Below are 9,018 nucleotides of genomic sequence, written 5' to 3'. Positions count from 1 at the left end.
GCTTATCAGCAGGCTGGACAATGGAACAATATGAACATCAATACAGACAGGCATTTGCAAAAGCCGCAAAAGCTGCTGATCCTACATGGAAAGCGGGTAAACCAATACCGGAGGGTGCATTGGATGGCATTACGAGAGAGTATGTTGAGAGTGGAAAGAAGTCAGTAGATATAAAAATATAGTATGCTTTTGTCGGGTACTTTCTTGTGATTATCCTGTAAAGGCATGGTCTTTGGACCGTTATGGAGAGTGAGTAGATTCCGAATGACAGAGGAATGAAAATAATTGGAGGAAACGAAAATGAGTATAGCAGGAATTAACGGTTATAATTATTCAAATTATTATACAGGAACAAAAAGAAACACTGCGAAAGCGAACGGTATGAATTCCGGTTTGTTATCAAATGTAAGCAGTACATCTTCTAATATTACATTACATATGTCGGGAACAGAAGATAGTGGAAATGCATTAACAGCAGTAGGATTTCCGGATGGCAGTAGTGCATCTGTATATAAATCAGATGCATATGATTCGGCAAACCCAGAATACAGGGTAAGATATTGGGACAAAGAAGGAAATTACACAGATACAAATGTACAGATAAATGATGTTGATCCAAGAAATGCAAGTTATTTGGAAATGCTTGCATATACAACATATAGTGATGTAGAAGGCTTTACGAAAAATGCTTTTGGAGATTTCATGAATGCGGCTGGTGGTGTGAATGGCAACATCACTTATGATTCTGACAGCATAAATGAAAAGAAAGACTATATGAGCATGATTAAAGAATTTATGCAGTTACAATATGATTCGAACAACTTATCAGGTTATCTGTCATATAAGGAATTGTATGATTACATAAATGACAGAACAGAGAGGTGATTCAATTAAATGGAAATATCAAATAATTATAGCACAGCAAAAGTGTGGAACACATCGAATAAAAATGTTTCTAAATCTTCTAAAAAAAACAAATGGAAATTAACGGATTCTTTAAAAGAGAAGATTGTTGATCTGGCAAAAAAAGATGCACAGGACAATGTATATATGGGAAATGCATTTATGAATTTGAGAAAGACGGAAGTAAGCAAAGTAGCCCCGAATAGAGCTGCTTTAATTGGAAAGTTTAGTCAATCAATGAATTCAGGTAATATGTCAGCAATGAAAGAAGTTGAGGAAGCAGACAAAAAATGGCTCTGTATGCTGTTTGGAATACCTTATGAGGCAAAATATCAGGGAACAGGGACAGGCTCGGCAATTCATGTATACAATGAAGAGGGCGAAGAAGTTTTGACCTATACAGGGGGAGTAGGCTGGCAGGAAAAAGAAACAAAAGCAGAGTCACAGGTTCATTCAGCATTAAAAATGACATATTATGAGGCATTTAGTGAGGCGAGAAAAGCACTAAATAGTGAAGAAAAGACTGGTAGTGTAGGTGAAAACATAATATTGCAAGATAATTTTGATATGAAGGCATGAAGTATGCAATTAAAATAACAGTAACTTCTACAGTGTTCATTGCAGATGCACAGGGGCATATAAAGAGAATAATTTGTGGCAGGACTTTAAAGCCGTGACAGTTATTATTGATCCGTCAACAGGTAAGTTAATAGATATAGAAAATTTTAATTATTATTATGATTATGCAGTAGGATCAAATTCTTTGACATTCACCAGACGTTATCCGTCAATGACATTGTATAAATATGGAAATTGAGGTGACAATATGAAAATATCTAATTACATGAATAATACGAATTCAATAATGGAAAAAAATACTGATAAAGTACAGAAAGGAAATAGTCAGACAAACGAAAAACATACAGTGGGGCAATCAGTGAAGCTTTCGATTTCTAATGAGGGATTGGAGTATTATCGTAATCGTATACAGCAGAGTGGACAGGAAAAATATGATGATGTGGTTCAAAGAAAGGAACTGTTAGCGAGTAAAAAAATCAGTGATATTGATTATAGTTATGAAATTCAAAAGAAGGCAGCACAGCAGAATCAAAATGTTGATACAGGAAAAAGTGCCTTAAATATTACTGACAAGGCAAATAATTATGTTAAAGCATACGCAGAATTATATGATGAAATTGTGAAGGGCTATGAAAATGGAACCAGAGAAATATATGTAGCTGATGAAAATGGACCTCGTAAGCTTACAAAGGATGAAGAGTTAAGCAATTTAGATGCTGCATATAAAAAAACAGTGGATGACTTTGTGACAATGGAGACAACCAATCAGCATGCCCGTGGAATTATTGGTGAAGAAATGAATAAAATTTCAAAAATTACCACAAGGTCAACTTTGGCATCGGCTTACATTGAGGAGCAAAAAACCAGGGGAAAGGACGAAATCCCAGAAAATTTAACTGAGAAAATGTATGGTGCAATTACCTCATTTAAGGAGAAATATACAATGATTCAGCCTAATAGAGAGCAGTTATTGATGAGCATTAAGATTTGATGATGTTAGTACTATGATTTACAAATAAAAATAGTAATTACATATCATATTGAGGCTGAGAGAAATTAAATATCCAAGTCGTTCAATATAATAGAAATTATTTTAAGTTTCAATAACAGGGAGGTAGGATTATGGCAATTACGGGTATCAATAACAGCAGTTACACATCGTATTATGCTTCAAATTATAAGAATACTGTAAAAAAAACAGATAGTGAAAAGGATAGTACAAATACAAAAGATGGCAACGTGACAACAAGTACAGTTGAATTAAAAACATCACGTCCCGGTGTGACAAAAACAGAGCAGATTAAGACAGGGTATAGTAATGTAAATGATTATTCAAAATACTTGCAAGGAAAATACCATTATATGAATATAGGGCTGACTTCAATGCAGGGTATTCCGACAACGGTATCTGTTTCAAGTGCATTTTTACAAAAGTGCATGAATGATCCGGAAAAAGCAAAGTATTTGGAGGAAAACTTAGCAGCCATTCCGGATTGTACAAAAGATACGATTAATGGATGTTTGGGCACTGTGACAAATCAGAGTTATATGATTGATGCAAACGGAAATATTATAGAGACAGCATCTTGTACAAATGATCCAGATGGGAAAATAGCGAAAGAGAATGCTGAACGAAAGGCAAAAGAGAACAGAGAAAAAGAGGAAAAGATAAAAGAAAAAAGAGCTGCTAAAAAAGCAGAGGAAGAAAAAGCTGCAAAGAAACGTGCAGAAAAATCGGCAGAAGGAAAAGAAACGGGTGATTATACCTTATCCGTAACTGGTAATGATGTAAAAAGTATGACACAGAGCCTTGTAGCAGAATCTGTGAGTATTTCTGCACCTGATAGATCAAGTTTTGATATTAAGGCATAAGAGGATTCGATAAAAGGAAAATATCAAATTGGTTCATTGAGCAATGACAGTGATGTAGATTACCTGAAAATAGATGCAGGTTCTTTGACATCGAGCAAGATAGATAAAGAAGTATAGAAAGTGTGGACTAACTTAAGGAGGTTGCTATGAAAGTTCAAGGAAATAGGTATATTAATAATCCAGAGATGATAAAAAATAAGGTTGAGAAGAAAACAACTGTTCCTCAGAATATTATTTCGGAGGATGATGTGAAAATCAGTGATTCAGCAAGAAAGTTAGTTGAGACTGCTCGTAATAAGGTATCAGATTTTCATACAATGCATTTTTCATCTATTAATGGAGAAATAAGAGAGATACCAGCAGAATATAAATGTGAAAATTTATTCAAATTAGATTTGAAAGCAACTTCCATTTCTGGAGAACAAAATGCGTTTGAAGGCTGTTCGGAAAATCAATCAGAGGTTTTTGAAAAATGGCTGGACGAAAATGCTTCTGAATATTTGACAGAAGATGAAATGAAAGATTTAAAAGAGAAGATTAATGCAATGACAGCAGATGTAGATTCTTTGAATGCTCAGGAGGGATATAGAGGAACTTCTTATGAATCTGTATTTTTGTTAAGTGCAAGTGAAGTGGGGCTAAGGAAAGTAAATGAAATGTATGTTCCAGAGCAATTTCAAGCTGGTTTTTCAGACATGATTGACGAATATGTTCATTTTAATGATTCGGCACGTAATTCTATCATGGAGAAAATGACACCAGATTACATGGTTGTTGGAATTGGAAGCAAAACAGAATCTTATAAGTACAAGTCAGAAATAATCTCAGATGAGACAGCTTTTTATACAAATGAGAAGAAAGAGATAAGTGGTATCTGCAATCAGTTTTTAAATGGTAAAACAGATCAAAAATTATTTTGTAATGAGATGAAAGACCGTTTAAATGATTACTATGGAAGCAGGTATGAATTAAGGAATCAGCCAGAAGCTGTTGAAGGCAGAGTAAATAATATGCTGGACAAATTGCAGCATATGTTTGGCGTTTAATGTTGAAAAAGGGTTTGGAGAATAATTATGAAGACAGTAACAGATGTAAACACAGTAAACCAGCTATTGACATATTCAAAGCAGGCAGAGGCAGGAATACACCAAAAAGCAATACAGATGTTGCTTGGAGCAGGAAATAATAAAAAACAGGACAGTTTAAGTATTTCTGATGCTGCACGAGGCTTTTCAAAGCAATCCATAGCTGCACTGATAGATAAAAATGCGAATATTTCTAACAGTGAATTAGCTTATTATTTTGCAAACTATAATAATTCAAGTGCTATTTTGGATGCAATCAATTTTGGGGAGAATGTTTCCTGTGGATATAATTCTGATTTTAAGGAGTACGGGGTTATTTCCTTTGACCTTAATGGGAGCAGACAGGTAGTACCTAATTATGCAGTACCGAAAATGAATACAAGCACCATGTCAGGCATTTGTGCTGCGAATAATTCTCTGGTACTAAGTAATAAAAGTTATTATGCATGGACAACATCAAGTGGCGGTAAATATACATGGACGGTCAATAATGGAAGAATAGGCTGGGCAGCCTCGGAATCGTTGCTTGCAGAGAATACAAATCAAAAAGGAACAAATTATAAGTGGGAAATGTGTAAGGCAGGCAATATCCTGTCTGATCTGGCACAGGGAAAGAGTGTGTGGGGGTATCTCTACAGCAATGAGGAGGTATTGTCCGTCTGTGAGAAAGTCGGGATTTCTCCGGGATTCTTTTCTATAGATGCGGGAGCAGGAAAACACACTTATTTATTGCAGGAATCAGGAAAGACCATAAATGTTGACGCAAAGATAAAACAGTTAAATGATATAAACTGGATAGAAATCGGATATAAAGAAGGAGATACGTTTTTCGTTTATGGTAAAGAGTATGCTATTGACAGCAGTGGGCATATCAATGTTTCGGCAGAAGATGAATTTACATCAACGGAAATTAAATATCCAAGTCGTTCAATATAATAAAAATTATTTTAAGTTTCAATAACAGGGAGGTAGGATTATGGCAATTACAGGTATCAATAACAGCAGTTGCACATCGTATTATGCATCAGGGTACAAGAACACGGTTAAAAAGGCAGCTTGTGATATTCAAAAAACAAAGGAAAATTCACTGGTGGGCAAAACAGAAGAGAGTCAGGAAGATTATGTAAAAAAATTGCAGGAAAAAAATCCTCAAATAGATATTGTGGCAGGAAGTTCGGATAAAAATGTAAAAACAGCTAATCGTACAGGAAAAACGGATGTGAGGATTGCTCCTGAGATTTTAAATAGGATGATGAGTAATCCAAAGGTTGCCACAAAATATGAAAATATGTTGTCAAAAATTCCAGCATTAGATAGATGGGCTGACTCAATGATTAAATCAATGACTGGTAGTGAAGTTAAGTATCGTCAGATATGGATAGATAAGGATGGTAATATGGGCTCCATGGTTATTACAGGACCAAGCGAAGAACAAAAAAGGGCTTATGAAGATAGAAAAATCGAGAAAAAGAAAGAAAATGAACAAAAACTTGTGGAACGGAGAGCTGAAAGAAAAGAGCAGATGAAGAAAATTCAGGAAGATAGACGCACAATATTTGCAATTGGTACGGATATGAAAAGCATTACAGAGAATGTTGTAGCACAGGCAGTAGGTACAGCTCCATCTATCGGAGGAAGTTGTGATGTTAAGGCATAAAAGGATTCGGTAAAAGGGAAATATCAAATTGGTGCATTGGTTGGAACTGCTTGTTTCCTATTATGGCATATCCAAGCTAACGATAGCAAAAATGGCTGGTGTTGAGGAAAATGATATTGACAGGCTTTTAGTCAATCCACCAGAAAAAGTTGAAATCGAAGTAAAGTATAAAATTGATGTGACGGTTATGGAGGGAGTATCCCAAACAATATTAAAAAAGGTAATCTTAGTGCTGTTGAAAATAAGCCGGATGATCAAGAGTAAATGTACGTTCAGATTTTCTGGGTGCTCTTGACATACCGGCTTATTTTTGCTATTAAATAAACAACGGCTTAACAACAGAAAACTGCTGTTAAGCCGCATCAATTATCATAGAAGATCTGAATTTACAGAAAAAATTTCACACCGTCGAAAAATCACCATAGTTCTAATGAATCTTCTGCATCTACCCACATCTGCATATTCCCGTCCAAATATAATCGTACATATTCAAGTGGTTCATCAATAGCAAGTGCGTTTAATGCACAGTCTGATCCGGGTGTAGTTTTTAAATTCTTTTCAGCTTCCCAGCAATCAATGCGGAGCATATAGCCAGCAGAGGTGTAAACATCAATACTATTGCGCTGTGGATTGTATTCTGCAAATATTGTTCTCATCGTATCTTATCTCTCCTTATCATTCAATCAATTATCAGTTACAAAAATCAGAAGCATTTCAATCAGTTCACCATGTCACTTTTATTTTGTGTTATACTGTTTTATAGATTTTTCTTGCCCTTGTATTTGCCCTTATCAGAGTTCGTAAACACTGATGGGACGATATAACACAAGGGAAACAATAAGGAAAAGCTCACCTGCGATAAATCCAGTGTTTTCAAGGGCTTGTGGAGAATTTAATAACAAAATATAACAGTTATTAAATCTCTTAAAACAGGTGAAATCTCAATTCAAGTTTATGGAATTGGAAAACCGGAAGTTGTATGTTTTATCAATTACAGGTTCTAAAACTGAATAAATCAGAAATTAAGAGTAGATAACCTGAAATATGGTTATCTATTTTTAATCGTCTTGATTTTCTTTACCATTGAATTTTTTATGGGAAGATATGATATACTTGATTTAATTAGATGAACGAAAGCGAGGATATTGTAATGGATATATTAGAAATTATGAAAGAAAGACACAGCGTAAGACAGTATAAAAATCAGACTATCGAACCATCGAAAAGAGAAGAAATCAACTCTTTGATAAATGACGTCAATGCTGAGAGTAAATTATCAATTCAGGCTTTTTATGACGAACCGAAGTGCTTTAATTCCTTTATGGCTCATTATGGGAAGTTTGAAAATGTGAAGAATTATATTGCCATTGTTGGAAATAAGAATGATCAGGAAAAGGCGGGATATTATGGTGAGAAGATTGTTTTGAAATGTCAGGAACTTGGTCTTAATACCTGCTGGGTAGCAATGACGCATGGTAAATCAAAAGCAGAAATAGAAAGAGGACAGAAACTGTTAATCATTATTTCACTGGGATATGGAAAAACACAGGGAGTTCCACATAAAAGTAAGAGTATAGTGGAACTTGGAAAGGCAGACCAGAGTACAGAATGGTTTGACAGAGGTATGGAAGCAGTAAGTCTTGCACCTACTGCCGTAAACCAGCAGAAGTTTCAGTTGGAACTGAAAAATGGAAAAGTTACAGCAAAAAATCTTGGAGGATTTTATTCTAAGATAGATCTTGGAATTGTCAAATATCACTTTGAAGCAGTAACTGGACATGAGGTAAAATGATGCATACAAAGAAAGATATAGATAAGCTGGCGGCAGATTTTGAACAATGCCAGAAAATTCTGCTTGCACTGGGAGATGAAAATAGACAGCATATGATTTTGGAAATGATGAAAATGGGGGATTGTAACGAGGTGCGTGTAAATGAGATTACAGAGGAGTTGAGTAAAGTAGAAAGTCTGATTTGGAGGTAGGAACTATGCTATACATGGTAATTGAAAAATATAAAGACAAAGAAGCTGTTTACAGGAGATTTCATGAAAAAGGGCGGATGATGCCAACAGGTGTAACCTATGTCAACAGTCGGGTTGCAGAAGACGGTAATACCTGTTATCAAATCAATGAAGCTGAAAGTTTGGAAGTGTTGCAGGAGTGGGCTTCGAATTGGAATGATGTTACTGATTTTACATTTATACCGGTAATAAGTAGCCATGAAATGAGCGAAAAAATGAAGAAGTAGACAATTCAGGTTTGGAGGAACAATATGGTACGAAAAGCAGAAAAACAGGATTTAGAAATACTGGCAAATTTAGCAGTACAAATGTGGGACAGCCATTCGGTCAGTGAACTGATTACTGAATTCTCAGAAATTATGGAAAAAAGAAACACTCAATTTTTTTGAAATATGAAAATGATATTCCAATTGGCTTTGCACAATGCCAGTTGCGGTATGATTATGTAGAAGGAACAAAAACCAGTCCGGTTGGATACTATAGATAGTGTTCTATTTCATAAAGCAATGAATTTTACAGAAGCAAACAGAATTATTTGCTTTACCAAGACATTATAAAAGAATGCAGAGAAGTAGTTTATAGAGATACTTCTCTGCATTTTTGCTGTCGGGCATCCGAAAGAGGCTGCCGGTGGCAAGTCCGGTAGGTAAGTTATGGTACATCTTCCGCAGAAGCAGCAGGCTCACAGATTGATTTCCGGGCGGCAAGATTTGCAAGCATATCACTTAATACCACCAGGTCTGCAGCAAGGAGCGTAAGTTCATCGGTCGACAGGCATTCGGACAACTGGCAGGAAATTGTGGAGAGGTAAAAAAGATTTGTACAGTTTGACATAGCGGTTGACCATAAGATATTTATGATATGGTATGCAACTGTCAGAGAAAATGTGTATAATAAAAG

The 9,018-nt window shown here is 35.4% G+C and carries 15 protein-coding genes; 13 read left to right on the top strand and 2 right to left on the bottom strand.

The genetic code is table 11. The features are described 5' to 3' along the window. The 9 genes from DWW33_RS02975 to DWW33_RS02935 form a co-directional block, all read left to right on the top strand. The coding region (locus DWW33_RS02975) for a DUF3879 family protein (RefSeq protein WP_199650696.1) at window positions 1-182 on the top strand (182 nt) is incomplete at its 5' end. A 118-nt stretch (window positions 183-300) separates the two neighbouring features. Further along, complete coding sequence (locus DWW33_RS02970) at window positions 301-885, top strand: hypothetical protein (RefSeq protein ID WP_015517456.1); 585 nt, start codon at window positions 301-303, stop codon at window positions 883-885. Window positions 886-894: 9 nt separating this feature from the next. Beyond that, the gene (locus DWW33_RS02965) at window positions 895-1,482 is read left to right on the top strand and encodes a hypothetical protein (protein WP_055171087.1); all 588 of its coding nucleotides are present in this window, start codon (window positions 895-897) and stop codon (window positions 1,480-1,482) included. A gap of 247 nt (window positions 1,483-1,729) precedes the next feature. After that, a complete protein-coding gene (locus DWW33_RS02960; RefSeq protein WP_055040720.1) occupies window positions 1,730-2,473 on the top strand; it encodes a hypothetical protein in 744 nt (247 codons plus the stop codon). 131 nt (window positions 2,474-2,604) lie between these two features. Next, the gene (locus DWW33_RS02955) at window positions 2,605-3,354 is read left to right on the top strand and encodes a hypothetical protein (protein WP_090141454.1); all 750 of its coding nucleotides are present in this window, start codon (window positions 2,605-2,607) and stop codon (window positions 3,352-3,354) included. 146 nt (window positions 3,355-3,500) lie between these two features. After that, window positions 3,501-4,400, top strand: coding sequence for a hypothetical protein (locus tag DWW33_RS02950; protein ID WP_055040600.1), 900 nt, complete (start codon window positions 3,501-3,503; stop codon window positions 4,398-4,400). A 27-nt stretch (window positions 4,401-4,427) separates the two neighbouring features. Next, window positions 4,428-5,375 (top strand): hypothetical protein, encoded by a 948-nt coding sequence (locus DWW33_RS02945; protein ID WP_055175149.1) that lies wholly within the window; start codon window positions 4,428-4,430, stop codon window positions 5,373-5,375. A gap of 40 nt (window positions 5,376-5,415) precedes the next feature. Further along, the gene (locus tag DWW33_RS02940; RefSeq protein ID WP_118024523.1) at window positions 5,416-6,096 is read left to right on the top strand and encodes a DUF6033 family protein; all 681 of its coding nucleotides are present in this window, start codon (window positions 5,416-5,418) and stop codon (window positions 6,094-6,096) included. A gap of 31 nt (window positions 6,097-6,127) precedes the next feature. Continuing rightward, on the top strand, window positions 6,128-6,391 hold the full coding sequence (locus DWW33_RS02935) for an HTH domain-containing protein (protein WP_306723538.1): 264 nt from the start codon (window positions 6,128-6,130) through the stop codon (window positions 6,389-6,391). Window positions 6,392-6,512: 121 nt separating this feature from the next. Here DWW33_RS02935 and DWW33_RS02930 read toward each other — a convergent pair whose 3' ends face one another. After that, entirely contained in the window at window positions 6,513-6,752 is a 240-nt protein-coding gene (locus tag DWW33_RS02930; protein ID WP_055232114.1) for a DUF6061 family protein, read from the bottom strand. Between the two features lie 494 nt (window positions 6,753-7,246). Here DWW33_RS02930 and DWW33_RS02925 point away from each other — a divergent pair, with 494 nt between their 5' ends. The 4 genes from DWW33_RS02925 to DWW33_RS15915 are packed head-to-tail and all read left to right on the top strand — an operon-like array spanning window position 7,247 to window position 8,507. Then, window positions 7,247-7,888, top strand: coding sequence for a nitroreductase family protein (locus DWW33_RS02925; protein ID WP_117698757.1), 642 nt, complete (start codon window positions 7,247-7,249; stop codon window positions 7,886-7,888). Beyond that, window positions 7,885-8,079 (top strand): hypothetical protein, encoded by a 195-nt coding sequence (locus DWW33_RS02920; protein ID WP_147326044.1) that lies wholly within the window; start codon window positions 7,885-7,887, stop codon window positions 8,077-8,079. Before DWW33_RS02925 ends, DWW33_RS02920 begins: the two co-directional genes overlap by 4 nt. Before the next feature lie 5 nt (window positions 8,080-8,084). Then, complete coding sequence (locus DWW33_RS02915) at window positions 8,085-8,345, top strand: DUF3303 domain-containing protein (protein ID WP_117947002.1); 261 nt, start codon at window positions 8,085-8,087, stop codon at window positions 8,343-8,345. A gap of 24 nt (window positions 8,346-8,369) precedes the next feature. Continuing rightward, window positions 8,370-8,507: a hypothetical protein gene (locus tag DWW33_RS15915; RefSeq protein ID WP_242986207.1), complete on the top strand. Its 138-nt coding sequence runs from the start codon at window positions 8,370-8,372 to the stop codon at window positions 8,505-8,507. A gap of 262 nt (window positions 8,508-8,769) precedes the next feature. Here the strand turns inward: DWW33_RS15915 and DWW33_RS15540 are convergent, their stop codons facing one another. Next, entirely contained in the window at window positions 8,770-8,952 is a 183-nt protein-coding gene (locus tag DWW33_RS15540) for a DUF6774 domain-containing protein (RefSeq protein WP_147337975.1), read from the bottom strand. Window positions 8,953-9,018: the final 66 nt, after the last annotated feature.

The organism is Roseburia sp. AF15-21, from assembly GCF_003479505.1.
Classification (GTDB): domain Bacteria; phylum Bacillota; class Clostridia; order Lachnospirales; family Lachnospiraceae; genus Roseburia_C; species Roseburia_C amylophila.
This window is presented reverse-complemented; position numbering and strand designations above follow the sequence as displayed.

Coding starts and splice junctions, on each gene's coding strand:
- DWW33_RS02950 (WP_055040600.1), top strand. CDS start 3,501: ATGAAAGTTCAAGGAAATAGGTATATTAATAATCCAGAGATGATAAAA.
- DWW33_RS02925 (WP_117698757.1), top strand. CDS start 7,247: ATGGATATATTAGAAATTATGAAAGAAAGACACAGCGTAAGACAGTAT.
- DWW33_RS02965 (WP_055171087.1), top strand. CDS start 895: ATGGAAATATCAAATAATTATAGCACAGCAAAAGTGTGGAACACATCG.
- DWW33_RS15540 (WP_147337975.1), bottom strand. CDS start 8,952: ATGTCAAACTGTACAAATCTTTTTTACCTCTCCACAATTTCCTGCCAG.
- DWW33_RS02970 (WP_015517456.1), top strand. CDS start 301: ATGAGTATAGCAGGAATTAACGGTTATAATTATTCAAATTATTATACA.
- DWW33_RS02930 (WP_055232114.1), bottom strand. CDS start 6,752: ATGAGAACAATATTTGCAGAATACAATCCACAGCGCAATAGTATTGAT.
- DWW33_RS02955 (WP_090141454.1), top strand. CDS start 2,605: ATGGCAATTACGGGTATCAATAACAGCAGTTACACATCGTATTATGCT.
- DWW33_RS02915 (WP_117947002.1), top strand. CDS start 8,085: ATGCTATACATGGTAATTGAAAAATATAAAGACAAAGAAGCTGTTTAC.
- DWW33_RS15915 (WP_242986207.1), top strand. CDS start 8,370: ATGGTACGAAAAGCAGAAAAACAGGATTTAGAAATACTGGCAAATTTA.
- DWW33_RS02960 (WP_055040720.1), top strand. CDS start 1,730: ATGAAAATATCTAATTACATGAATAATACGAATTCAATAATGGAAAAA.
- DWW33_RS02940 (WP_118024523.1), top strand. CDS start 5,416: ATGGCAATTACAGGTATCAATAACAGCAGTTGCACATCGTATTATGCA.
- DWW33_RS02920 (WP_147326044.1), top strand. CDS start 7,885: ATGATGCATACAAAGAAAGATATAGATAAGCTGGCGGCAGATTTTGAA.
- DWW33_RS02945 (WP_055175149.1), top strand. CDS start 4,428: ATGAAGACAGTAACAGATGTAAACACAGTAAACCAGCTATTGACATAT.